A 23,336-nucleotide genomic window follows, 5' to 3' on the forward strand; every position below is an offset into this window, starting at 1 on the left:
CGTGAGCGGAGGGGGCGGGGATGCACGACAACGCCGTTGAACGCAGGACGGTTTGGCCGTGGCGGGTGACGGCGGCGATGGCCGGAGCCGCGCTCATACTCGGCGGCTGCGGGTCCGGGGACGACGGCAAAGCGGCCGAGCCGAGCCCTTCGACCCCCTCGGGGTCGGCGGCCGGGACCGCGTCCGGTGCCTCCTCGGCATCACCGTCGGGTGGTGGCGCGTCGACGCTGACACCGTTCGTGGCGGACCCCGCCCAGGTACCCAAGACGCGGCGGCAGGCCGAGGTGCTGGCAGAGACGGTCGCGCTGCGACCGGCGGGGTGGGGCCCGGACTTCCGGGCCCAGCAGCCGGCCGCGAGCACCCCGGGCACCGTTGCCGTGCTCGACGAGCAGTGCCGGTGGGAGCGGCAGCCGCTGCCGGGGAGTGTTCTGGCCTCCCTGTCCCGCTACAGCAGGATCCCCGCCACCGCGGGCAAGGGCGAGCTCAAGGTGTCGGCGGCCGTCACCGTGCACGCCACGGTGCGTGACGCCGACGAGCGGCTGGCCACCACGCTGGAGGAGCCGCTGCGCTGTCGGGAGCAGCAGGTCCGTACCGATGAGCGGATCACCGAACTCATGTCGACCGCCACTCCGTACGGCCAGGGCAGCAACAACTACGCCGACGACCAGGTCGTCGAAATGGGTTCGTATCTCAGCGGGAACAGCAAGCAGGTCTACCGCTGGTATGTCACCCGGCTCGGCACGGTGACCCTGGCGGTGTCGGTGATGGGCGGCGAGGGTTACTCGAACAACGAGTTGAACAGGTTCGCGTCGAACGCCAACGTCTCGATGATCAACAGCGTGCAGTTCGAGCTCGGGGGAGACAGCTGATGGAGCCGTTGCGTTCGTCCGATCCCTCGCGTATCGCGGATCATCGACTGCTCGGCCGGCTGGGCGCCGGGGGCATGGGCGTGGTGTACCTGGCACGTACGCCGGGCGGCGCCCTGGTGGCGCTGAAGGTCCTGCTCGCCGAGTACGCCGATGAGCCGGGCTTCAAGGAGCGGTTCCGCCGCGAGGTCGAGGTCGCCCGGCGGGTCGACAGCCCCTGGGCGGTACCGCTGGTGGACGCCGACCCGGACGCCGAGGCGCCGTGGCTGGCGACGGCGTTCGTACCCGGCCCGTCGCTGGGTGAGGCGGTGGCCGCGTACGGGCCCCTCACGGAACGCGGGCTGCGGCTGCTCGGCGCCCGGCTGGCCGAGGCACTGGGCGAGGTGCACCGGGCCGGTCTGGTGCACCGGGACCTGAAGCCGGGCAATGTGCTGATCGCCCATGACGGGCCGCGGCTCATCGACTTCGGCATTGCCCGGGCGCCGGAGGACAGGACGCTCACGGCGACCGGGATGGTGGTCGGCACACCCGGCTATCTGTCGCCCGAGCAGGCCGAGGGGCGTGGCGGGGACGGGGTCGGTCCGGCGAGCGACGTGTTCTCCCTCGGGTGCGTCCTGGCGTTCGCGGCGACCGGGCGGGCGCCGTTCGGCAGCGGAGCGGTCGACGCCCTGCTGTACCGGGCCGTGCACGACCCGGCGGACCTCGACGGGGTGCCGGCGGGACTCCTCGAGGTGCTGGGCCGCTGCCTGGAGAAGGATCCGGCCCGGCGGCCGGACGCCGGCGAACTGACGCGGGAACTGACGGCCGCCCGAGCCACGCCGGGCAACGGGGCAGCGGACGACGAGGTACAGGACGCCGCAGTACGGGACGACGAGGTACGGGACGACGAGGCATCCGATTGGCTGCCCGAGCCGGTCACCCGGCTGATCGCCGAACGCTCGGCGGCCGCGCTCGCACTGCCGGACATCGAGCACACGCTGGCGCCGTCCGACGCGCCGTCCGGTCCCGGATCACCTGAGCCCGACACACACGAGGCCTCCGGGTCACCGGAGCGGGGCACGGGCGAGACGTCACGGCCCGCCGAGCCGGACACGCGTGAGACATCCGGATCACCGGAGCCACAGGACACCCGGCCGGCCGGCCGACGCCGCTTCCTGCTGCTCGCCGGCGGGGCCGTGGCACTGGCGGCGGGCGGGGGCGGGGCCTGGTGGGCTGCCGCACGGGACAGCGGCTCGGGCGGCGACAGCCCTGCCGCCACGGCGTCCTCGCGCCGCCCGGTGCACACCTTCGCACTGCACGGCGACCTCAGCGGCCCGCAGCGGGAGGCGGGCAGGGCCCAGGAACGCGGACTGCGGCTGGCCGTAGCGGAGTTCAACGCGCGAGCTGACGCGCCGTTCACCGTCAAGGTCAGGGCCGTCGACGACGGGGGCGATCCGGCGGCCTCGGCCCGGCTCGCCGCGGAGCTCACGGACGACCCGGCGGTCCTCGCCGTGGTCGGCCCGACCACCGACGCCACCGGGCAGGCGTCGCTCGCGAAATACGACGCGGGGCTGTTGCCGGTCGTCGCCGTGTCCCCCGGCACGACCGCCCTGTCCATCCAGGGCTTCCGCTCGTACCTGCAGGCACGACTGCCGGACGCGGTGCTGTCCTACTACGTCAGCAACTACCTGCGGGGCACCGCGCGTTCGCGCAAGGTCGGCATCGTCGTCGACCGCCCGGCCGGAAACTACGGGACGGATCTGAGCAGTTCCCTCAGCAACACGCTCAACAGCGTCGGACAACCGTCCGTGCCCGAAGTGGTCAGCTCGATGCGCCGCGACTTCGGCGGCGCGGTGGACACGGTGCTCTCCGCCGGCGCCGACTCCGTCTTCTTCGCCGGTCTGCCCGACCGGGGGGCGTCGATCGCCGCGACGTTGCGCGAGCGCGCCTTCCAGGGTGCGCGGGTGTCCGGCCCGGCGCTGCTCGACACGCGGTTCCTGACGGAGGCCCAAGAGGCGGCCGAGGGCTGGGTGATGGTGGCTTCGGTCATCGACGCCACCATCAAGCCCGAGGCGAAGAAGTTCGCCGCCGCCTACCGCGAGCGCTTCGACGAGGCGCCGCCCCGGTACGCGGCGGAGGCCTACGACGTGACCGGGATGCTGCTGAAGGCCCTGTCGGAACTGCCGTCCAAGAGCCGCACCCGCAAGAACCTGCTCGAGGCCGTACGCAAGGGGAAGTACCAGGGCATCACGAAGGCGTTCGCCTTCCAGGCGACCGGCATGATGGTCATCGACGGCACCGGCGGCTTCCTCTGGCGGGTGGAGAAGGGCGACTTCGTGTACGGCGGCCCCGCGCCGATCACCGTCTGATGGAGCCGCTGCGCACCGGCGACCCGTCCCGGATCGGCCGCTACCGTCTGCTGCGGCGGCTGGGCGCCGGCGGCATGGGCGTGGTGTTCCTGGCCCGCGCGCCGGGCGGGGCGATCGCCGCGGTGAAAACGGTCCGGTCCTCGTACGCCGACGAGAGCGGTTTCCGGACCCGTTTCCGCCGCGAGATCGAGGCCGCCCGGCAGGTGCGCAGCCCGTGGGTGGTCCCGCTGCTGGACGCGGACGCCGACGCGGAGACACCGTGGCTGGCGACCTCGTACGTACCGGGACCCTCGCTCGCCGAGACGGTGGACGCCTTCGGGCCGCTGTCGCTCGCCTCCGTGCAGGTGCTGGGCCTGCGGCTCGCCGAGGCGCTCGAGGCGGTGCACGAGGCCGGTCTCGTGCACCGCGACGTGAAGCCGGGGAACGTCCTGCTGGCCCCGGACGGGCCACGGCTCATCGACTTCGGTATCGCCCGCGCGCCGGAGGCCACGGCGCTGACCTCCAGCGGCGTGATCGTCGGCTCGCCCGGCTTCCTGTCGCCCGAACAGGCGCGGGCACGGGGCAGCGAGATCGGCCCGCCCAGCGATGTGTTCTCGCTGGGGTGCGTGCTCGCGTTCGCCGCGACCGGCGTCCGGCCGTTCGGCGGCGGCGGGGCGGCCGGCATGCTGCTGCGCACGGTCTACGAGGAACCGGACCCGGCGGCGCTCCCCGACGCTCTGGCCCCCGTCCTCAGAGCCTGCCTGCACAAGGATCCACCCGGTCGTCCGAGCCTCGCACGACTCCGCGAGGAGCTCGGGGAAGGCGCAGAGACCGGTTCCGCCGGGCGGTCGGACTGGCTGCCGGCGCAAGTCACCCGACTGATCAACGACCGGTCCGCAGCCGTACTCACCCTCGGCACGATCGAACCCACCCAGGTGTCCACGCCGGCGGGTACGGCGAGTACGGCCGGCAGGGCGGGTACGGCAGGCAGGGCGGGTACGGCAGGTACGAACGACAGGGCCGGCACGAACGGCACGGTGTCACCGGAGGCCGCGACGATGACGTCCGTCACGGCCACCCCGCTGCCCACCCGCGCCCTCGGCCGCCGCGGCTTCCTGCGCCTCGGTTCGACGGCGGGAGTCCTGGCGGCGGGCGGTGGCGGGGCCTGGTGGTGGACCACCCGTTCGGAACCGGGGCCGTCCGGGACCGGCGGCCCGCGCCCCGACCTGGTCGTGGCATTCCACGGCGATCTGACCGGGGCCCACAAGAAGCTCGGAAACGCCCAGCTCAACGGGGCCCGCCTGGCCGTCGAACAGATCAACGCCAAGGGTGCCCGCCCTTTCCGGCTCGAGCTGCGCACGAACGACGACGGCGGCGACCCGAAGCGGGCCGCCGAGCTGGCCACCCGGCTGGCGAAGGACGCCGACGTGCTCGCCGTGCTGGGACCGACCACCGACGCCTGCTTCGTCACGTCCGAGGCCACGTACACCAAGGCGGTGATGCCCGTCGTGTCCGTCTCGGTGGGAACCGACACCCAGACTTCGACGGTCGACATGAGCACCTTCCACTCGCATGCGGCGCTGCGCGTCGCGGACGGGTACCTCGCCGCCCCCTGCGCCGGCTACCTCAGCAACCACGTCGACGCCCGCAGGGCGTTCCTGGTGGACGACCGGGCGCAGGGCGACTTCGCCTGGAATCTGTGCGAGCAGACCGAGCGGGCGCTGCGGCAGGACGACCGCGACGTCACGGTGACCCATGTCGCCGCCGGGAAGATCGACTACGCGTCACTCGTCGCCGAGGTGATGTCAGCCCGCGCGGACGCGGTCCTCTTCAGCGGCGACGCGGCCCGGGCAGCCGGGCTCGCCTCGGCCCTGCGGACCGCCCGGTTCACCGGCACCCGCATGGCGACGGAACGCGCCTTCGACCCACTCTTCCTCAAGACGGCCGGCGCCGCCGCGACCGACTGGGTCTTCGCCACCGCCTTCACCGACCCGACGGTCCGCCCGTCGGCCCGCGCCTTCACCAAGGCCTACCGCGCCCGGTACGGCACCGCCCCCGGCTGGTACGCGGCAGAGGCCTACGACGCCGTCATGTTCCTGGCCGAGGCATGCACCAAGGACGGCGCGGCACTGACGGAACGGGGCGCGATCACCCGCCGGATGCCCGAGATCACACACCCCGGCATCACCCGGACCGTCAAGTACGAACAGGGCTACGGCTACAACCACGACGCGATGTTCGTGTTCCGAGCGACGAACGGGGCGTTCCGGTACCTGGGGCAGTACCAGGAGAAGGCGGTTTCCTGAGGGGACGCCGGGACCGCTCCCGCACCCTGCTCGGCGGAACTTGCGGTAGCGGTCACCGCCACGTTGGTGGCGGCGATGATGTCCGTCATGCCGAGGGCGCAGCCGCTGGGAGGTGGCGGCGGCGGGCCTCATCGACGAACACGATGACGGCAGCCCGCACCTGCTGTCCGCGCAGCCTCAGCCCGGCGAGTGCCTGCTCGGCCAGCAGCATGTCTCGTGTCCTGTCCGAACTCTCCCCCGTCCCCTCCACGTGATCGGCACGCTCACCTAGGATGGCGAGCACCATCTCAGCGGCCCGACGGGCTTCCTGATCCGTCTGCGTGGCGGACATCGAAGGACATGCCCCCACCCGCACGAGTCTTTTCGTGCTGCCTGGGGGCATTTTCTTGCTGTTCCGTGAGTCCGCGGCGTCCGTGGCCGTCCGCATCCTCGAAGGGTCGCTGGCGCTGCATCTGACCGAGAACTTCCGTCACCAGCACGGCCGGAAGCCCGGACCGGCGGAGATTCGGTCCTGGGAACGCAGTCTCCCGGCGCTCATCAACGCGTTGATCGAGGCCGGGCTCGACGACGTGGAAGTCCTCCTCGAGTACAGCCTGCCCCTCACCAGCAAGCGCGCGGACGCCGTACTCGCCGGCGTGCACCCGACCACGGGCGAGCCGTCGTACGTCGTCGTGGAACTCAAACAGTGGAGCACCGCCTACCCGGAGGAGGACGAGCCCCTGCTGTGCCGCATCGACGCGTACACACAGCCCGTACTCAATCCGATCGAGCAGGTGCGGGGCTACTGCGAGTATCTGCTGTCGTTCAACGGGGCGTTGGAGCGAATGCCCAACTCGCTGGCCGGCGTGGCATTCCTGCACAACGCGACCGAGACTCAGATCGCGGGGCTGAGGACGGTCGAGGAGAACCAGTACGGTCGGATGTACACCGGGGAACAACGCGGCGCGTTCCTGGACTTCCTGCGCTCACGACTCGCCTCGAAGCCCGGCGCGCAGCTGGCCGACGTATTGCTCGGCGCCAAGGTACGGCCGTCGAAGCAGCTGATGTCCGTTGCGGCAGCCGAGATCCGCGACCGCGAGCAGTTCGTGCTCATCGCCGAGCAGCGGGTCGCGTACGAGAAGGTGATGTCCGCCGTCCGCAAGGCCAAGCGGGGCAACCACAAGCAGGTGATCGTGGTGACGGGCGGTCCTGGGTCCGGCAAGAGCGTGATCGCGCTCTCGGTCCTGGGCGAGCTGTACCGCCGCGGGGTATCCGCTCTGCACGCTACCGGGTCGCAGTCGTTCACCAAGACGATGCGCAAGGTCGCAGGCCACAAGAAACGTGAAGTGCAGCAGCTGTTCAAGTACTTCAACAGCTTCATGGACGCCGAGCCCAACGACCTCGACGTACTGATCTGCGACGAAGCCCACAGGCTGCGGAAGACCTCCGCCAACCGCTACACCAAGGCGGCATTGCGTACCGGACGAGCCCAGGTGGCCGAACTGATCGACGCAGCCCGGGTTCCCGTGTTCCTGCTCGATCAGCACCAGGTGGTGCGGCCCGGCGAGATGGGGAACAGGCAAGAGATCGAACGGGCCGCCGCCGCACAGGGCCTGGACTGCACGGTGGTGGAACTGGACGGCCAGTTCCGGTGCGGAGGCAGCGACGCGTACGAGAAGTGGGTCATCGGCCTGCTCGGCCTTGACGGCGGCACTCCCAGCCAATGGGAGCCCGACGGCAAGCTGCAACTACTGACCGCCGAGACCCCTCAGGAGATGGAGGATTTCCTCGTAGCGCGCCAGGAGACGGGCTACGACGCCCGCATGTCGGCCGGCTACTGCTGGAAATGGACCACCAAGATCACCCCCGACATGGAGACACTCCCCACTGACGTCGTCATCGGCCAATGGTCCCGCCCCTGGAACGTGTACGGCGACCGATCCGTGCTCGGCGCCCCGCCCGCACCCCTCTGGGCCACCGAACCGGACGGCTTCGGCCAGGTCGGCTGCGTCTACACGGCGCAAGGCTTCGAGTACGACTGGTCAGGCGTGATCATCGGCCCCGACCTGGTCTGGCGAACGGATCGCTGGATCGTGAACCGCTCGGCCTCGAAGGACCCGTCTTTCACCAAGGCCACGCCGGACAGCGATGTCGACCGGCTCGTCCGCAACACGTACAAGGTGCTGCTGACGCGGGGAATGGTCGGAACGATCCTCTACTCGACGGACGCGGAGACCCGCGAGAAGCTGCGGTCGCTCATTCATCCGGCATCTCGGGCCGAGATGCCGGCACTTGTGTAGTGCCGCGTGCGCGCAACGCGGTCAGGCTTGTAACCGTGCATCTGGTCGAACCGGTCGGTGAGCCGGAGGAAGCACGAGCCGGAGCGGAGCGGAAGCCCTTAAGGACGCGATGAAGATTGCTCGTCCTCCGACGGATGGGGTGCTGGACCGCCCCACCGGGCCGCCGGAGTACGAGCGCCGCTCAGCGATGTGACCGTAGAGTGATCAGTTGTCGGATGCGGCCCGACGGGCTTCCCTCAGGACATGCCCCCACCCGCACGAGCCTTTCGTGCCCAGGGGGGATCTCCTCGTGCTCCTGCTGCAGCTTCCTGCGGTGGACCTTCTCAGACTTGATCAGCGGCGCCTGCTGCTGTCCCATCTTGCCGCGCGCTGGCTGTCTTTCAAAAAGAGGGAAGTCAGCGACGGGGAGAAAGCGGCCTGGAAGGAAAGCCTCATACAACTCGCCACCGACCTGGTGAGTGCGAACCGTGGCGATGTACGGATGCTCGTGGAATGCGAGCCCGAGGGTGCTGACGCACCGGTGGATGTCGTGCTGGTGGGACGGCACCCGGAAACGGATCGGGAATCGGTCCTGCTCGTGGAACTCAAACGGTGGAGTTCGGTCTCGCACAGCGCCAAGAGGCCCGACAGAGTCGACGTGCCCGGCTATGCAAAACCCAAGCCACACCCCAGCGACCAACTCCGAGCCACCTATGACTTCTTCACCGGTGACGAGGGCCCGCTCAAGGGTATGCAGATCGAATACGCAGGCCTCTCCTACCTGCACAACGCCCACGATTCCGATGTGGCCCCCTTGTTCTCCGCCCGCACCTCCACGGGACCGCACGCGCTGACCATCACGGCTGACACACGCGCCAATCTCCTCGACGAGCTGCGAGAACGCTTCGCGGAGAACGGGAGTGCTTCTGCGGCGGAGAGGGTTCTGCAGCGGCTGGCCATCCGGACCACACCACTGCTCACCGCGATGGTGTCGTCGCGAGGCGAAGACACCGTGTTCACCCTGCGAGGCGAGCAACGCCGAGTCTTCCGAGACATCCATCTGGCCGTCGAGCGTCTTCCAGTGGACGAAGAACGTGCCGTCTTCATCGTGGAGGGAGGGGCCGGGAGCGGCAAGAGCGCGATCGGCCTGGAATTGCTCCAGCGCTTCTCGGCCGCAGGAGGAAACGTCAAGTACGCCAGCGGCTCCCGTGCGTTCGACGCTGCGATGAAGAAGCACGTGGGCTACGGCGACGGAGAGTTCCAGGACAGGTTCACCTTCTTCAGCAGCTTCATCACTCCACCGCAGCCGCCGTTGGATCTGCTTATCTGCGACGAAGCGCACCGCCTGCGCGCGCGCTCGACGTCCCGCTACCTGCCGGAAGAACGGTGGGGAAAACAACCTCAGGTGGATGACCTCCTCGACGCCGCCCGCGTGACTGTCTTCCTGCTGGACGGAAGCCAAGTCGTACGTCCCAACGAGGTGGGGACGGCGGACCTGATCCGGGAAGCCGCGGAGAATCGTCACATCACGCCCAGGATGTACGAGCTCCACAAGCAGTTCCGCTGCGGAGGCAGCGACCGCTATCGCGACTGGGTCCACGATCTTCTCGGTATCTCCGATCGCGAGCCGGACAGCTGGATACCCGACGGCCTCATGCACGTCGAGGTGGCGGACAGCCCGGAGGAACTGGAGCGGATCGTTCTGGAGGAGAACGAGGCCGGAGCGAGCGCCCGTATGGTCGCGGGTTTCTGCTGGCCGTGGACTCCGCTGCGAAAGGACGGGACGCTGGAATCGGACGTGCGCATCGGGGACTGGCATCGCCCGTGGAACGTCAAGGGAGACAGGGCCGGCGCGAACGACGCCCCGCCCGCCAAGCTCTGGGGGGTACGACGCGAGGGCGTCGGCCAGATCGGGTGCGTGTACAGCGCGCAGGGACTGGAGTGGGACTGGTGCGGCGTGATCCTGGGTGACGACATGGTCTGGCGCGAGGACCACTGGGAGTACCGGCGCGCGGCATTGACCCGCGACAAGGAACGAGGGGTATGGCGGGTGCGGACGCCGGGTTCGGCGGACGAGAGCATCCGGTCCAGGAACAACGAGCGGTTCGACGAATGCGTACGCAACGCCTATCACGTGTTGATGACCCGGGCCAGCCGCGCGACGGTGCTGTATTCGACGGACGCCGAGACTCAGGCGTACCTGAAGAGGATGGTCGGCCCTGTCGAGGACGACGGCCTGCGCCCCACGTGGCAGAGCCTGCCACCTGAAGCACGCGGAGTCCGGCTTCCGCCGGTGCCGAAGCGCAAGCACAGGAAAAGGAAGCGCCCGAAGGCCGACCCGCAGGATCAGCAGCTCAGTTTCGAATCTCTGGGCTGAATATCAGGTTCGGTGGTGGGGTCCGAGGACCCCACCACCCTGCGGCTACAAACCGCAGACCCGTGCCGCCGTCTGCACAACACTCCACAGCGCCTTGGCCGCGAGGCCGGCGGCGATACGGAGCGCGAACTCGCGGTACCACGCGCGCTGCGTCTGTGCGTTCTTGTCGGAGGCGATGCTCATGCAACAGCCCTTCTGCAAAGCCGCGAGGTAGCCCCCCGCCAAGGCGGTAGAACGGGTCCTGCCCTACCGGGCGGTCCACACCACCGAAGTGGCGTCCACAGGGGATGCGCTCCACTGCCGAGCCTGTGCAGTTCCGACCGCACCTTCCGAAGAAGAGACACGGCGCGCAGCAACCGTAGCCGAACTCCGTTGATCCCGCAGAAGCTTGTAGCCCAGCGGCGAGGTAGGGGCGTTCCCGAACACGGTCCCAGCTAGGCGCGGCGAGTGTGGCCTGCGCGACCTGCCGGAGGCCGGCACAGTCCGAACTCGTAGGCCAGAACCCCAGCCGGCAGACGAGTCGGGCTGTACGCCGGGTTCTGTCGCCCGGTTGCCTCGCGGCGGCCGGGGAGACGGCCATCCATCTAGGGCCGGCGTTGCCGCCGGCCTCGTGCGGTCTACCCGCGGACTCGGGCGGGCAGCCCTCGAACGTCCGCGCAGAGCGCTTTTCACGGCGCTCCTTTTGACCTTGCTCCAGGTGGGGTTTACCTAGCTGCCCAGGTCGCCCTGGGCACTGGTGGTCTCTTACACCACCGTTTCACCCTTACCGGGGACCGAAATCCCCGGCGGTCTGTTTTCTGTGGCACTGTCCCGCGGGTCACCCCGGGTGGCCGTTAGCCATCACCTTGCCCTGTGGAGCCCGGACGTTCCTCGGGAAGTCCCGTGAGGGACTCCACGCGGCCGTCCGCCCGGCTCGTCTGCCGTGTCGACCATGCTACCGGGCGTGCGTCGCTCTTCGGTCCCGAGGCCGTGGCGAGGACCGAGCCCGCCAGGATCAGGGTGAAGGCGGCCACGACCGTCGCCGTCAGGGGTTCGTCGAGGAACAGGGCGCCCGCCGCCACCGCGACGGCCGGGTTGACGTAGGTGATGACGGTGGCGCGGGTGGGCCCCGCCTCCTTGATCAGCTCCATGAAGGCGACGAAGGCGACCGCGGTGCAGATGACGCCCAGGCCCGCGAGCGCTGCCAGCACGGACGGGGCGGGCGTCTCCGCGGGCCATGTCACGGCCGCGGCCGGCGCGTAGACCAGGGCGGCCAGGGCCAGACAGGGGGCCGTGAGGTGGAGGGACGGGACGTCCTTGAGGTGGCGGGCGGCTATCAGGGGGGCCGTCGCGTAGCCGAGGACCGTCAGCAGGACCTCGGCCAGGGAGCGGGCGTCGCCGCCCGTGAGGTGCGGGACGGTGAGGACACCGACCCCGGCCAGGCCCAGCGTCAGGCCCGCGATGCGCCGTACGCCCAGCGCCTCCGTGTCGCCGAAGAAACGGGACAGGGTCACTCCGACGATCGGCACGCCCGCGATCAGCAGTCCCGCCGTGGAGCTCGACAGGTGGCGTTCCGCGTCGGTGAGGGTGAACCAGGGGCCGATGATCTCGATGACCGCGAAGGCCAGCATGGGCTTCCAGTGCGCCCGTACCGTCCGGGTCAGGCCCCGTTGCCGCAGCGCGAAGGGAAGCAGGAGGGCCGCGCCCAGCGCACATCGGGTGAACACGACCATGGACGGGGAGAGGTCCTCCACCGCCACTTTGATCATCAGGTAGGGGATGCCCCACACCACTCCCATCAGGGAGAACAGGAACCAGCCGCGTGCAGTCATACGGGGAGTGTCGGCCGGGCCCCGGTCAGGTGTCTTGAACGCTGTTGCGGTACGCCGCCGGCGTCACGCCCAGCACGCGGCGGAACCAGCGGGTGAGATGGGCCTGGTCCGCGAAGCCGACGAGGCCGGCGACCTCCGCGGGACGCAGCCCGGACTCCAGCAGGCCTCGGGCCCGGGCCACCCGGTACTGGGCCAGCCAGGCGTACGGCGGCATCCCGGTCGTCGTACGGAAGGCGCGCAGGAGCTGGTAGCGGGACAGGCCCAGGTCGGCGGCGAGGTCGGCCAGGGAGGGTGGGGCGAGGAGTTCGTCGGCGAGGCGGGTGCGGACGGTGTCGGTGAGCTGCTCGGCGCCCAGGATCGTGTCGCACACCGGGCTGGCCGTGGAGTGGCGCCGGGCCAGGGCCGTCAGCAGCCACGGGAAGCGTGACTCGGCTTCCAGGGGGTCGGGGCAGGCGGCCAGTTCGGTGTGGGCCCGGCGCAGCGCGGTGGCGAGTTCGGGGTCGTCGATGAGGGGCTCGCGGAAGTGCGGCACACCGCCGAGGGTGCCCTCGGCGAGGAGGGCGGGGCCCGCGTACAGGGCGCGGTAGGCGTAGCCGTCGGTGTCGTTGCCGGGGCCGCCGGTGTGCGTCTCGCCGGGTGCCAGGACGACGATGGAGCCGGGGCCGGTACGGATGTGCCCGCCGCGGTAGGCGATGATCTCCGACCCGCCCACGCAGACGCCGACGGTGAACTCCTCGTGGGCGTGCGGGGCGTAGACGTGCCGGTCGAAGCGTGCGGTGAGGAGGTCGAGCGGCGGACCGCAGCGCCCCAGCCGGGCTCTGGTCCACAGTGCTTGTTCACGGCTCAACCCGGCACCCCCATGTGACCCCCGTTCGTGCTTCCACGGGTGCAACGCCCCCAGGCCCCGGTTCATGCCGCCGCGGTGCAACGCCTTCAGGCCCCGGCCATGCCCCCGCGGCGCAACGCCCTCACGCCCCGGTTCATGCCGCCGCCGTGCAACGCCTTCAGGCCCCGGTCACGCCCCCGCGGTGCGACGCCCCCAGGCCCCGGTTCATGCCGCCGCGGTGCAACGCCTTCAAGCCCCGGTTCGTGCCCCCGCGGTGCGACGCCCTCAAGCCCCGGTTCGTGCCGCCGGGTGGGTGCCGGGCGAGCTGACCGGCGAGCGGACGGCCCAGCGGAGGTCCGGCGGAGGTCCAGCGGAGGCCCAACCGATAGGCCCGGTGGGAAGGCAGGGAGCGGGTAGGTGCGGACCTCGGCGGGGGCGTCTCGTGGCACGTCGTACGCTGTCGCAGCAGAGCTCTATTGAAGGAGATTTCCCGTGCTTGTCCTGCTGCCGCCCTCCGAAGGCAAGGCGTCCTTTGGGCGTGGCACCCCGCTCAAGCCGGAGACGCTCTCCCTGCCGGGGCTCGGCGCCGCCCGCGAGGCCGTCCTGGACGAGCTGGTCGAGCTGTGCGCGGCCGACGAGGACAAGGCGCGCGAGGTGCTCGGGCTGAGCGAGGGGCTGCGCGGCGAGGTCGCGAAGAACACGGCGCTGCGCACGGCGGGCGCCCGGCCCGCGGGGGAGATCTACACGGGCGTCCTGTACGACGCTCTCGACCTGGCCTCGCTCGACGCGGCCGCCAAGAGGCGCGCGGCCAGGTCGCTGCTCGTCTTCTCGGGGCTGTGGGGCGCCGTCCGGATGACGGACCGGATCCCGTCGTACCGCTGCTCGATGGGCGTGAAGCTGCCCGGGCTGGGGGCGCTGGGCACGTACTGGCGTGCTCCGATGGCGTCCGTGCTGCCCGAGGCGGCCGGGAACGGGCTGGTGCTGGACCTGCGGTCGGCGGCGTACGCGGCGCCCTGGAAGCCGAAGGGTGAGGTCGCGGGGCGGACGGCGAGCGTGCGGGTGTTGCACGCGCCGACCCGGAAGGTCGTCAGCCACTTCAACAAGGCGACGAAGGGGCGGATCGTACGGAGTCTGCTGGCGGCCGGGATCGCCCCCGCGGGGCCCGCCGAGCTGGTGGAGGCGTTGCGGGACCTCGGTTACGTGGTGGAGGAGCAGGCGCCGGCGAAGGCGAAGGCCGGGGCGGCCGCCTGGACCCTGGACGTGCTGGTGGACGAGGTGCACTGAGGCACCACTTCAACGCCGTTGCAGCATGCGCAATGCCCTTTGCGCACACTGCATACCGGGGGCAGGATGAGGCGCATGACCTCACCCCTGCCCTCCCCTTCGGCTGCCTCGGTACTGGATCTGGCTCCGGTCGTGCCCGTGCTGGTCGTCGAGGACGCGGCGGACGCCGTTCCGCTGGCGCGGGCACTGGTGGCGGGCGGGCTGCCCGCGATCGAGGTGACCCTGCGGACGCCGGCCGCGCTCGACGCGATCCGGGAGATCTCCGGGTCCGTCCCGGAGGCGGTCGTCGGGGCCGGGACCGTGATCACGCCGGAGCAGGTGACGGCGTGCGGAGAGGCCGGAGCACGGTTCCTGGTGAGTCCCGGCTGGACGGACGCCCTGCTGACGGCGATGCGGGCGTCCGGAATGCCCTTCCTGCCCGGGGTGTCGACCACATCGGAGGTCGTGGCGCTGCTGGAGCGCGGGGTGCGGGAGATGAAGTTCTTCCCGGCACAGGCCGCAGGCGGCACGGCCTACCTCAGGTCACTGGCCGGACCCCTCCCCCAGGCCCGGTTCTGCCCGACCGGCGGGATCGGCCCGGACAACGCGCCGGAGTACCTCTCCCTGCCCAATGTCGGCTGCGTGGGCGGGAGTTGGATGGTCCCGGCGGACGCGGTCGCGGCCCGGGACTGGCAGCGGATCGAGGAGCTCGCGCGGACCGCCTCGCGGCTCAGGGCCGCAGATGGGACGTGTCGTTGAACAGCCGGACGCTGGCGTTGCCGTCCGCGAAGTAGGCCACCGCGGACAGCGAGGCCGCCGACAGCTCCATGCGGAACAGCGACTCGGGCGGGGCGCCCAGGGCGAGCCGTACGAACGTCTTGATCGGGGTCACGTGGGTGACCAGCAGGACCGTGCGGCCCGCGTACGCCGCGGCCAGCCTGTCCCGGGTGGCCGCGATCCGGGTGGCGGTCGCCGCGAAGCTCTCGCCGCCGCCGGTCGGCTCGGCCTCCGGGTCGGCCAGCCAGGCGTTCAGGTCGTCGGGGTGACGCTCGCGGACCTCGCCGAAGGTCAGCCCCTCCCAGGCGCCGAAGTCGGTCTCGATCAGTCCGTCCTCGACGGTGACCTCCAGGCCGAGGCGGGCGGCCACGGCTCCTGCCGTCTCGCGGGTGCGGGCGAGCGGGGAGGCGAGGATGTGCTGGATGGTCCCGCGCCGGGCGAGAGCGGCGGCGACCCGCTCGGCCTGCTCCCGGCCGACGTCCGAGAGCGAGGGGTCGGTGCCGCCGCTGCCGGAGAACCGCTTCTGCGGAGTCAGCGGCGTCTCGCCGTGCCGCAACAGCACGAAGGTGGCGGGCGCCCCGAGATCCGGCGCCGCCCCCCAGCCGACGGAGGGGGCGACCGCGGGCGTTACGGCGGCGGAGCCGGCGGTGGGGACAGGCGCTACGGGGGCGACGGGAGCGGCGGAAGCGGCATCCTCGTCCGGAGCAGCATCCGCATCCGGAGCCGTATCCGTAGCCGCAGCAGCAGCCGGAGCCGGGGTGGCGATCGTGTGGGCGGCGCGGAGATCGGCGTCGGTCTTCGTCGCCTGCTCCTTCGCGGTGTCCGCGATCGGAGCCTTCTCACGGGCGGTGCCCGCGGCCGGGTCGGTGGTCGGACGGGACCGGGCCAGGGCCTTGCGGGCCTTCGCCGCGCCTGCCGTGGCGTCGCCGGGCGGGCCGGAGGGCTCGGGTACGGCCGGGGTCGCGGGGACACGGGCGCCGAACCCGGCCCGTGACGCGCCGGCGTCCCACTGCTCGCCCCGCTTGCCCGCGTCCATCGCCTCGTTCGCCAGGCGGTCGGCGTGCTTGTTCCGCTCGCGCGGCATCCACTCGTAGGTGACCTGTCCGGACGGGAGGATCCGGGCCGCCTCGGCGGCCAGCGGCTTCATGTCGGGGTGCTTGATCTTCCAGCGGCCCGACATCTGCTCGACGACCAGCTTGGAGTCCATGCGCACCCGCACGGCGGCCGACGGGTCGAGCTCGCGGGCGGCGTACAGGCCGGCCACCAGCCCCCGGTACTCGGCCACGTTGTTCGTGGCGACGCCGATGTACTCGGCGCGCTCGACGAGCGTCTCCCCCGTCGCCGCGTCGATCACCACGCTGCCGTAGCCCGCGGGCCCCGGGTTGCCCCGCGACCCGCCGTCGGCCTCGACGATGAACTCCCGCACGACGTAAGCCCCTTATCGACTCCGACTACTGACTACTCACTACCGGCTACCGGCTACCGGCTACAGGCCGGACTCGGACGTACGCACGAGGATGCGACGGCAGTTCTCGCACCGTACGACCGTGTCGGACGGTGCCTTGCGGATCTCGGCCAGCTCGGTGATGGCGAGCTCCTGGCGGCAGCCCTGGCAGGTCCGCTGGTAGAGCCTGGCCGCGCCGACGCCACCCTGCTGCTCGCGCAGCTTCTCGTACAGCTTGAGCAGGTCGGCGGGCACGGTGGCCGCGATGACCTCGCGCTCCTTGGTGACGGTGGCGGACTCGCCGTCGAACTCCTCCAGGGCCGCGTCCCGGCGCGCGACGGCGTCGTCGATCTTCCCCTGGACGGAGCCGACCCGCTCGGTCAGCTCGGCGGCCCGCTCCTGCGCGCTCTCTCGGCGCTCCATGACCTCCAGGACGATGTCCTCGAGGTCGCCCTGGCGCTTGGCGAGGGAGACGATCTCCTTCTGGAGGTTCTCCAGGTCCTTGGAGGAGGTGACGGCCCCGGAGTCGAGCCGCTGCTGGTCGCGGGCGGCGCGCTGACGGACCTGGTCGACGTCCTGCTCGGCCTTGGTCTGCTCGCGGGCGGTGTCGCTCTCCTCGGTCTGCGCCGCGACGAGGAGGTCGCGCAGCTGCGTGAGGTCCTTGTTCAGCGACTCGATCTCGGCGTACTCGGGCAGGGACCTCCGCTTGTGCGCGAGCTGCTGAAGACGGGCGTCGAGGGCCTGGACGTCGAGGAGTCGGATCTGGTCGGCGGGCGCGGCGTTCAGTTGGGGGCTCCCATTGAGCTAGAGGTGGCGTTGGACGCCGCGTGGGCCGTCCAGGGGTCGGTGACCGTACGGGAGACATGGACCCGCAGGCCCCACCCCCGCCGGTCGGAGATCTCGTCGAGCTGGGTGGCGGCCAGCTCGCACCAGGGCCATTCGGTGGCCCAGTGCGCCGCGTCGAGCAGCGCGAGAGGTGAGTGGGCGGCGCCGTGGGCGCGGTCCGCGATGAACTCCGACGCCGGGTGGTGGCGCAGGTCCGCGGTGAGGAAGGCGTCGACGCCGGAGGCGCGGACGTGGTCGAACAGGCTGTCCCCGGAGCCGCCGCTGACGGCGACGGTCCGTACGAGTGCCTCAGGGTCCCCCGCCGCCCGGATGCCCTGCGCGGTGGCGGGCAGGCACTCGGCGGCGCGGGCGGCGAACTCGCGGACGGTGAGCGGGTGGTCGAGCTCGCAGACGCGCCCGAGGCCGCGTCGCCCCTCGGGGTCGCTGGGATCCGGCACGAGCGGACGTACGACCCGCAGGTCGAGAGCGCCGGCGAGGGCGTCGCTCACGCCGGGATCGGCGGTGTCGGCGTTGGTGTGCGCGACGTGCAGGGCGATGTCGTTCTTGATGAGGGTGTGCACGACGCGGCCCTTGAAGGTGGAGGCCGCGACGGTCGTCGTCCCGCGCAGATACAGCGGATGATGGGTGACGAGCAGACCGGCTCCGAGCCGCACGGCTTCCTCGACGATCTCCTGGACGGGATCGACGGCGAACAGAACCCGGGAGACCTCCTGCTCGGGGTCGCCCACGACCGTGCCGACCGCGTCCCAGGACTCGGCCCGCTCGGCGGGCCACAGGTTCTCCAGCGCGGCGATGACTTCAGACAGACGGGGCACGGGGAAAGGCTACCTGGCCGTCTCACCGGCCCGTACCCGTGCCGCCGATGCCGCCACGGCCACCGCGGTCGCCGGCCGGGAGTGGGCGGGAGGCCGATGCACACGCCACCCACCACCCTCAGGCGAATCGCTTCTGCGCCACACTTATGAGGGAAGAAGGCCGTCCGGCGGTCCCACGTCCGTGCGTACGAAAACTAGTTTCGTCGCCGGAGGTGACCGAACGATGACGATGCCGGCCTGTGCGATCGAGCCCACCGCCGCGAACGGGGACGACCCCGAGGACGGCGCCGCCGAGCCCACGCCGTACGTGGAGCAGCACGCGGAGGAACACGCGGAGGAGCACGCGAGCGGTGTGACCACGGCCGATCCCGTGATCACGGCCCATCACGCGGTCGCGGACGATCACTCGGTCGCGGCTGACCACGCGGTCGCGGCTGACCACATGATCGCGGCGGCTCCAGTGATCCCCGAGGACTGCGCGATCACGGAGAACCGTGGGATCCCGACGGACCATGGGATCGCGGTGGGCCACCGGATCACGACGGATCCCGTAGCCCCGCCGGAGCACACGATCACGGTCGGCCGCGGAACCGAGACCGACCTCGTGATCGTGGCCGGGGACGGAAGCGAGACCGACCCCGTGCTCAGGACGCACCCCGTACTCAGAGCCCACCCCGTACTCAGGGCCCACCCCGAGAGCGGGACGGATCCCGGGAGGGGGGCGGATCCCGGCAGTGGGACGGATCCCGGGAGGGGGACGGATCCCGGGGTCACGGTCGCGGACTGTGTGATCACGGCAGGCGGGGGCTACGCCGCCCGGCTCGCGCGGGCCGGTGATTCCTGGTTTCCCGAGCGCTGGACCCTGGACGGCCCCGAGCCGTATGCCGTGCCGCTGCCCGGCAACCAACCGGAGGAGCCCGGCACCGAGGTGCAGCCGATGGCCGACGGCCGGGTCCTGATCCGGCGGCCGATCGAGGGCCGGCACGCCTTCTCGCTGCTGTATCCGACCGGCCCCGGCACGGGCGAGCTGCAGCTGGGCGCCGTCGAGTGCCCGGACGAGGGCACCCGGCTGCACCTGCTCCCCCCGGCCCCCTGCGGCGAACGCGCGTACGCCCTCGCCGTCGGCCGCCGCACGACCACCGTGTGGCTGGTCGCGGGCGGCACCTTCGGCCCCGAGTACCTCGCCGAGATCCCCGGCCGCTGCTCGGGCGGCGTCTGGCTGGACCGTACGGGCCGCATGCTCGCGCTGGACCGGGAGGTCGGCGGCCGCACCAAGACGATCGTCGTGGACCTGGAGCGCGACGGCGAGGTGTCTCCCCTGTTGCAGATCGCCGCCGACAGCGACGACCGCCTGCTGCTCGCCGACCCCGACAGCGGCCTGCTGCTCATCCGCTCGGACGCGCCCTCGCCGGGCGAGGCCCGCCTGGGCTGGGGAGTCCTCGGCAGCACGCTGCCGGTCCGCTTCCCCGAGTCCCTGCACCCGCCGGACCTCGTTCTCACCCCCTTCGCGAGCCAGCCGGGCCAGGCGCTGGTCCCCGAGGCCTGCGCGGTGGCGCTCCGCATCGACAGCCCCTTCGGCACCTGGGTGGGCGTATGGCGTCCGGCCGATCGCCGACTGCATCAACTCCGGGCGCCCGACGGGTGGTTGGCGGGCAGTGGGCTGTGGACACCGGAGGGTGTTCTCCGGCTGCCGTACGCCACGGAGGCGGAGCCGTGCGGGGTGGCGCCGCTGACGGCACCGGTCACCGGACCGTCTTCGTCGACACCGTCGTCGTCGCCGCCCGAAGAAGCCTCGGCGCTCACGGAACCGCCGAGGCCGGTGCCCGCCACCCCCCGTCCGGTCCCCCTTCAGCAGGCTCCGCTCGGCCGACTTGTAACGAACTAGCAGCGGTTGGCGTGGCCGCCTGGATCAGCCCCTCGGTGGGCCGGATAAAATCGTCCGGCTGTAAAGAAAGATCATGTTGACGGGGTGAATTCTTCCGATGAGCGACGCAAGCACCAGGCAGCCGCTGTCCGCCGACTCCCAGGAGACGGCCGGACACGGCCGGCACCGGGGCCCGGTCTCGTCCCAGGACGGTGACTCGGCCCCACACGGCCGGCACCGCAAGCCGGCCGAGAACAGGGCCGACAGCTGGGCCGACAACTGGGCCGAGGCAACTGTCTGACGGTACGCCGTACACCGAAGGGGCTCCGGTCGTCGATGGACGACCGGAGCCCCTTTCTCACGCACTATGCCCCTGCCATTCCCTGCCCTTCCCTGTCCTGCTCCTGCTCCTGCTCCTGCTCCTGCTCCTGCTCCCGCCCTACTCCTGCCCTCGCCGTAGTCCCAGCACCTCCGCCGCGGCGAACGTCTCTCCCCGGGGGCGGTCCGCGAAGTGCGCGCCGAGGACGGCGTCCAGCTCCTCGAAGCCGAACACGTCCTCCTTGCTGTCGAACTTCGCGCGTACCCGCGGCCGTTCGACGACGGCGACCATGCCGCCGTGCGCGACGAGCAGCTGTCCGTTGATCAGGGCGGCGGCCGGCGAGGCCAGGTAGCCGACCAGCGGGGCCACATGCTCGGGCGCGAGCGGGTCGAGGCCGCCCTCGTCCGGCTGCGCGAACCCGGCGAAGACGTCCTCCGTCATCCGGGTACGGGCACGTGGGCAGATGGCGTTGGCCGTCACCCCGTACTTGGCGAGCGCGAGCGCCGTGGACGTCGTCAGCCCGACGACTCCCCCCTTGGCCGCCGCGTAGTTGGGCTGTCCGGCCGAGCCCGCCAGGAACGCCTCCGAGGAGGTGTTCACGATCCGCCCGTACACCGGACCGCCCGCCGCCTTGGACCGGTCGCGCCAGTGGGCGGCGGCGAAGCGGGTCGTGTTGAAGTGCCCCTTGAGGTGGACCCTGACGACCGCGTCCCACTCGTCCTCGGCCATCGAGAAGACCATGCGGTCGCGCAGGATGCCCGCGTTGTTGACCAGCACGTCCAGCTTGCCGAATTCGCTGATCGTCAACTCGACCAGTTCACGGGCCTGTTGGAAGTCGGCGACGTCTCCGGTGTGGGCGAGCGCGGTGCCGCCGGCCGACCGGATCTCCCGCGCCACCTCCTCGGCGGGGCCGGCCGACGCCTCGCCCGACCCGTCCCGGCCGGGCTGACCGTAGTCGTTGACGACGACGGCCGCGCCCAGCCTCGCCAGCTCCAGCGCCTCGGCCCGGCCGAGCCCGCGCCCGGCACCGGTGACGATCGCGGCCAGCCCCTCAAGTGGCAGTGCCATCCGGACGACCACCCCTCAGATCTCTATGCACGTACGGAGCGCGGCCCCGGTACGCATCTGGTCCAGCGCCTCGTTGATCTCGGCGAGCGGCACGCGGTGGGTGATCAGGCCGGACAGGTCGATCCGGCCCGCCCGCCACAGGGCGATCGTGCGCTCGTAGGAGCGCAGGACGTCCCCGCCGCCGTACATCGAGGGCAGGATCCGCTTCTCGTCGAAGAACAGCTCGAACATGTTGAGCTGGAGGAAGTCGTCCAGGGCGCCCGCGCCGACGACGACGAGGGTGCCGCCGCGCCGGGTGTTGTCGTACGCGGTGCGGGCGGTGGCGGAGCGGCCGACGACCTCGAAGACGTAGTCGAACCCCTCGCCGCCGGTGACCAGTTGCTTCGCGCCGGGCAGTTCCTCCGGTGAGACGGCCTTCGTGGCGCCGAACACGAGGGCGGCCTCGCGCCGCGAGGCGACCGGGTCGACGGCGACGATCTCGGCGGCGCCCTTGAGCCGCGCGCCCTGGATCGCGGAGATGCCGACGCCTCCGCAGCCGATGACGGCGACCGACGAACCGGCTTCCACGTCGGCCGTGTTGAGGGCGGCGCCCAGGCCGGTGGTCACTCCGCAGCCGATGAGCGCGGCGATGTCGAAGGGGACGTCGTCGGGGATCGGGACCGCGCAGCCCGCGTCGACCACGACCTCCTCGGCGAAGGTTCCGGTGCCGGCGAAGCCGAAGACGTCTCCGCCGGGGCGGCGGAAGTTGGGGGTGCCCGCGTTCATGAACCCGGCCAGGCACAGTTCGGTCTGGCCGCGCTTGCACGCGGGACACGCCCCGCAGGCCGGCAGCCAGCAGACGACGACGCGGTCACCGGGCTTCACCCGGGTGACGCCCTCCCCCACCTCCAGGACCTCGCCCGCACCCTCGTGACCGGGCACGAAGGGCGCGGGCTGCGGGAGCACCCCGCCCATCGCGGACAGGTCCGAGTGGCACAGACCCGTGGCCCGTACCCGGATCCTGACCCGTCCGGGGCCGAAGCCCACCGCCTCGACGTCGTCGAGGACCTCCAGCTTGTCCTGGCCGATCTCGTGCAGTACGGCTGCGCGCATGGTGCGGCTCCCCTCGGGTCCCCTCGGATGCTGGGCGGTTCTGGAGGTGAATTCAGCTGCGGTGAACGTGGTCGCGGTGACCTCCGCTGTGGTGAACCCGGCTGCGGTGCACTCAGCCGCTGCTGGAGGTGATGTGAGTGGTAGGTGATGTGGGCGGTGCGGGTGGTGGGTGGTGGGCGGTGGTTCAGGAGTGTTCGACGAGCGTGTCGGCGAGGACGGGTGCGTCGGCCCGTTGCACGGCGCTCACGGCCACCCGGACGACGCCGTCTCCGCGCCACATGCGGATGCGCAGGGTCTCTCCCGGGAACACCACCCCGGCGAACCGCGTGGAGTAGACGCGCACCCGGCTCACGTCGCCGTCGAGCAGCGTGTCGACGACCGCCTTGAGCGTGATGCCGTAGGTGCACAGGCCGTGCAGGATGGGCCGGTCGAACCCGGCGAGTTTCGCGAACTCGGGGTCGGCGTGCAGCGGGTTGTAGTCGCCGGAGAGACGGTAGAGCAGGGCCTGCTCCTCGCGGACGGTCCGCTCGACCACCTTGTCGGGCTCACCGGCGGGCGGTTCGAGCCGGGCGGAGGGGCCCCGGTCGCCGCCCCAGCCGCCTTCTCCGCGGACGAAGATCTGGGCGTCGTTGGTCCACAGCGGCCCGTCCGCGTCGGCGACCTCGGTGCGCATGACGAGGACGGCGGCCTTGCCCTTGTCGTACACGGCGGCGATGCGTCCGGTGGCGATCGCCCGGCCCGTCACCGGGAGGGGACGGTGGATCTCCAGGCGCTGACCGCCGTGCAGCACGCGGGCGAGGTCGACGTCGACACCGGGCATGGACAGTCCGCTGATCACGCCGGGCGAGCCGGAGCCCGCGACGGTGGCGAAGCTCGGCAGCACGTGGAGCCGGGACTCCAGCGTGTAGCGCAGTTCGTCGGGGTCGGTGGCCGGGACGCCCGCGCCGATGCCGAGGTGGTACAGCTGGACGTCCCGGCGGTCCCAGGTGATCTCGCCGGTCCGGGGTTCGGCGGCGAGCGCCTTGGCTGCGTCGATGGGCATGGAGCTCCTGATCGCTCGGATCGATCGGGTCGATC

General features: G+C 71.4%; 18 protein-coding genes, 1 other RNA gene and 1 pseudogene. 9 read left to right on the top strand and 11 right to left on the bottom strand.

The window, feature by feature from the left end; all coding sequences use genetic code 11:
* The first annotated feature begins 20 nt into the window (after positions 1 to 20).
* The 3 genes from ABT070_RS01555 to ABT070_RS01565 are packed head-to-tail and all read left to right on the top strand — an operon-like array spanning position 21 to position 5,499.
* Complete coding sequence (locus ABT070_RS01555) at positions 21 to 869, top strand: hypothetical protein (RefSeq protein WP_351753090.1); 849 nt, start codon at positions 21 to 23, stop codon at positions 867 to 869.
* Entirely contained in the window at positions 869 to 3,214 is a 2,346-nt protein-coding gene (locus ABT070_RS01560) for a bifunctional serine/threonine-protein kinase/ABC transporter substrate-binding protein (protein WP_351753092.1), read from the top strand. Before ABT070_RS01555 ends, ABT070_RS01560 begins: the two co-directional genes overlap by 1 nt.
* The gene (locus ABT070_RS01565; RefSeq protein WP_351753095.1) at positions 3,214 to 5,499 is read left to right on the top strand and encodes a bifunctional serine/threonine-protein kinase/ABC transporter substrate-binding protein; all 2,286 of its coding nucleotides are present in this window, start codon (positions 3,214 to 3,216) and stop codon (positions 5,497 to 5,499) included. Before ABT070_RS01560 ends, ABT070_RS01565 begins: the two co-directional genes overlap by 1 nt.
* Positions 5,500 to 5,584: 85 nt before the next feature.
* Here ABT070_RS01565 and ABT070_RS01570 read toward each other — a convergent pair whose 3' ends face one another.
* A complete protein-coding gene (locus tag ABT070_RS01570) occupies positions 5,585 to 5,710 on the bottom strand; it encodes a hypothetical protein (RefSeq protein ID WP_351753098.1) in 126 nt (41 codons plus the stop codon).
* A gap of 175 nt (positions 5,711 to 5,885) precedes the next feature.
* On the opposite strand from ABT070_RS01570, the gene ABT070_RS01575 reads away from it, so the two are divergent.
* Both ABT070_RS01575 and ABT070_RS01580 read left to right on the top strand, forming a co-directional pair.
* On the top strand, positions 5,886 to 7,778 hold the full coding sequence (locus tag ABT070_RS01575; RefSeq protein WP_351753101.1) for a DNA/RNA helicase domain-containing protein: 1,893 nt from the start codon (positions 5,886 to 5,888) through the stop codon (positions 7,776 to 7,778).
* A 289-nt stretch (positions 7,779 to 8,067) separates the two neighbouring features.
* Positions 8,068 to 10,134, top strand: a complete 2,067-nt coding sequence (locus ABT070_RS01580; protein WP_351753103.1) for a DUF2075 domain-containing protein — start codon at positions 8,068 to 8,070, stop codon at positions 10,132 to 10,134.
* 45 nt (positions 10,135 to 10,179) lie between these two features.
* On the opposite strand, the gene ABT070_RS01585 is transcribed toward ABT070_RS01580, so the two are convergent.
* The 4 genes and pseudogenes from ABT070_RS01585 to ABT070_RS01600 all read right to left on the bottom strand — a co-directional run bounded on the left by ABT070_RS01585 (position 10,180) and on the right by ABT070_RS01600 (position 12,792).
* Entirely contained in the window at positions 10,180 to 10,317 is a 138-nt protein-coding gene (locus ABT070_RS01585; protein WP_351753106.1) for a hypothetical protein, read from the bottom strand.
* Positions 10,318 to 10,646: 329 nt separating this feature from the next.
* Positions 10,647 to 11,050: RNase P RNA component class A (gene rnpB / locus ABT070_RS01590), an RNA gene on the bottom strand.
* A gap of 115 nt (positions 11,051 to 11,165) precedes the next feature.
* Positions 11,166 to 11,945 (bottom strand): annotated as a pseudogene (locus tag ABT070_RS01595) (DMT family transporter); the annotation flags it as partial.
* A 25-nt stretch (positions 11,946 to 11,970) separates the two neighbouring features.
* On the bottom strand, positions 11,971 to 12,792 hold the full coding sequence (locus ABT070_RS01600) for a helix-turn-helix domain-containing protein (RefSeq protein ID WP_351753109.1): 822 nt from the start codon (positions 12,790 to 12,792) through the stop codon (positions 11,971 to 11,973).
* A gap of 471 nt (positions 12,793 to 13,263) precedes the next feature.
* Here ABT070_RS01600 and yaaA point away from each other — a divergent pair, with 471 nt between their 5' ends.
* Together yaaA and eda are read left to right on the top strand one after the other, a co-directional pair.
* On the top strand, positions 13,264 to 14,055 hold the full coding sequence (gene yaaA / locus ABT070_RS01605; RefSeq protein WP_351753112.1) for a peroxide stress protein YaaA: 792 nt from the start codon (positions 13,264 to 13,266) through the stop codon (positions 14,053 to 14,055).
* Positions 14,056 to 14,130: 75 nt separating this feature from the next.
* A complete protein-coding gene (eda, locus tag ABT070_RS01610; RefSeq protein WP_351753115.1) occupies positions 14,131 to 14,793 on the top strand; it encodes a bifunctional 4-hydroxy-2-oxoglutarate aldolase/2-dehydro-3-deoxy-phosphogluconate aldolase in 663 nt (220 codons plus the stop codon).
* Here eda and ABT070_RS01615 read toward each other — a convergent pair.
* The 3 genes from ABT070_RS01615 to ABT070_RS01625 are packed head-to-tail and all read right to left on the bottom strand — an operon-like array spanning position 14,765 to position 17,916.
* Positions 14,765 to 16,237, bottom strand: coding sequence for a bifunctional RNase H/acid phosphatase (locus ABT070_RS01615; protein ID WP_351753118.1), 1,473 nt, complete (start codon positions 16,235 to 16,237; stop codon positions 14,765 to 14,767). The two genes, eda and ABT070_RS01615, sit on opposite strands and share 29 nt — an antisense overlap.
* A gap of 60 nt (positions 16,238 to 16,297) precedes the next feature.
* Positions 16,298 to 17,041 (bottom strand): zinc ribbon domain-containing protein, encoded by a 744-nt coding sequence (locus ABT070_RS01620; RefSeq protein ID WP_351754388.1) that lies wholly within the window; start codon positions 17,039 to 17,041, stop codon positions 16,298 to 16,300.
* Positions 17,038 to 17,916 carry a Nif3-like dinuclear metal center hexameric protein gene (locus ABT070_RS01625; RefSeq protein WP_351753121.1) on the bottom strand — a complete coding sequence of 293 codons (879 nt, stop codon included), beginning with the start codon at positions 17,914 to 17,916 and terminating at the stop codon, positions 17,038 to 17,040. The genes ABT070_RS01620 and ABT070_RS01625 overlap by 4 nt, the downstream gene beginning before the upstream one ends.
* 640 nt (positions 17,917 to 18,556) lie before the next feature.
* Here ABT070_RS01625 and ABT070_RS01630 point away from each other — a divergent pair.
* On the top strand, positions 18,557 to 19,801 hold the full coding sequence (locus ABT070_RS01630; RefSeq protein WP_451099406.1) for a hypothetical protein: 1,245 nt from the start codon (positions 18,557 to 18,559) through the stop codon (positions 19,799 to 19,801).
* A gap of 97 nt (positions 19,802 to 19,898) precedes the next feature.
* Positions 19,899 to 20,081, top strand: a complete 183-nt coding sequence (locus tag ABT070_RS01635) for a hypothetical protein (protein WP_351753124.1) — start codon at positions 19,899 to 19,901, stop codon at positions 20,079 to 20,081.
* A gap of 138 nt (positions 20,082 to 20,219) precedes the next feature.
* Here ABT070_RS01635 and ABT070_RS01640 read toward each other — a convergent pair whose 3' ends face one another.
* The 3 genes from ABT070_RS01640 to chsH3 form a co-directional block, all read right to left on the bottom strand.
* Positions 20,220 to 21,167: a 3-oxoacyl-ACP reductase gene (locus tag ABT070_RS01640; protein ID WP_351753127.1), complete on the bottom strand. Its 948-nt coding sequence runs from the start codon at positions 21,165 to 21,167 to the stop codon at positions 20,220 to 20,222.
* Between the two features lie 15 nt (positions 21,168 to 21,182).
* Positions 21,183 to 22,259, bottom strand: a complete 1,077-nt coding sequence (locus ABT070_RS01645; RefSeq protein WP_351753130.1) for a Zn-dependent alcohol dehydrogenase — start codon at positions 22,257 to 22,259, stop codon at positions 21,183 to 21,185.
* A gap of 184 nt (positions 22,260 to 22,443) precedes the next feature.
* Positions 22,444 to 23,301, bottom strand: a complete 858-nt coding sequence (gene chsH3 / locus ABT070_RS01650) for an enoyl-CoA hydratase ChsH3 (RefSeq protein ID WP_351753133.1) — start codon at positions 23,299 to 23,301, stop codon at positions 22,444 to 22,446.
* Positions 23,302 to 23,336: the final 35 nt, after the last annotated feature.

It is taken from the genome of Streptomyces sp. NPDC002884 (genome assembly GCF_040295245.1).
GTDB lineage: Bacteria > Actinomycetota > Actinomycetes > Streptomycetales > Streptomycetaceae > Streptomyces.

Bases quoted from the DNA above. Each gene is read 5' to 3' on its own strand.
- ABT070_RS01555 (WP_351753090.1), top strand. From the start codon at position 21: ATGCACGACAACGCCGTTGAACGCAGGACGGTTTGGCCGTGGCGGGTG.
- ABT070_RS01560 (WP_351753092.1), top strand. From the start codon at position 869: ATGGAGCCGTTGCGTTCGTCCGATCCCTCGCGTATCGCGGATCATCGA.
- ABT070_RS01565 (WP_351753095.1), top strand. From the start codon at position 3,214: ATGGAGCCGCTGCGCACCGGCGACCCGTCCCGGATCGGCCGCTACCGT.
- ABT070_RS01570 (WP_351753098.1), bottom strand. From the start codon at position 5,710: ATGCTGCTGGCCGAGCAGGCACTCGCCGGGCTGAGGCTGCGCGGACAG.
- ABT070_RS01585 (WP_351753106.1), bottom strand. From the start codon at position 10,317: ATGAGCATCGCCTCCGACAAGAACGCACAGACGCAGCGCGCGTGGTAC.
- eda (WP_351753115.1), top strand. From the start codon at position 14,131: ATGACCTCACCCCTGCCCTCCCCTTCGGCTGCCTCGGTACTGGATCTG.
- ABT070_RS01635 (WP_351753124.1), top strand. From the start codon at position 19,899: ATGAGCGACGCAAGCACCAGGCAGCCGCTGTCCGCCGACTCCCAGGAG.
- ABT070_RS01640 (WP_351753127.1), bottom strand. From the start codon at position 21,167: ATGGCACTGCCACTTGAGGGGCTGGCCGCGATCGTCACCGGTGCCGGG.
- ABT070_RS01645 (WP_351753130.1), bottom strand. From the start codon at position 22,259: ATGCGCGCAGCCGTACTGCACGAGATCGGCCAGGACAAGCTGGAGGTC.
- chsH3 (WP_351753133.1), bottom strand. From the start codon at position 23,301: ATGCCCATCGACGCAGCCAAGGCGCTCGCCGCCGAACCCCGGACCGGC.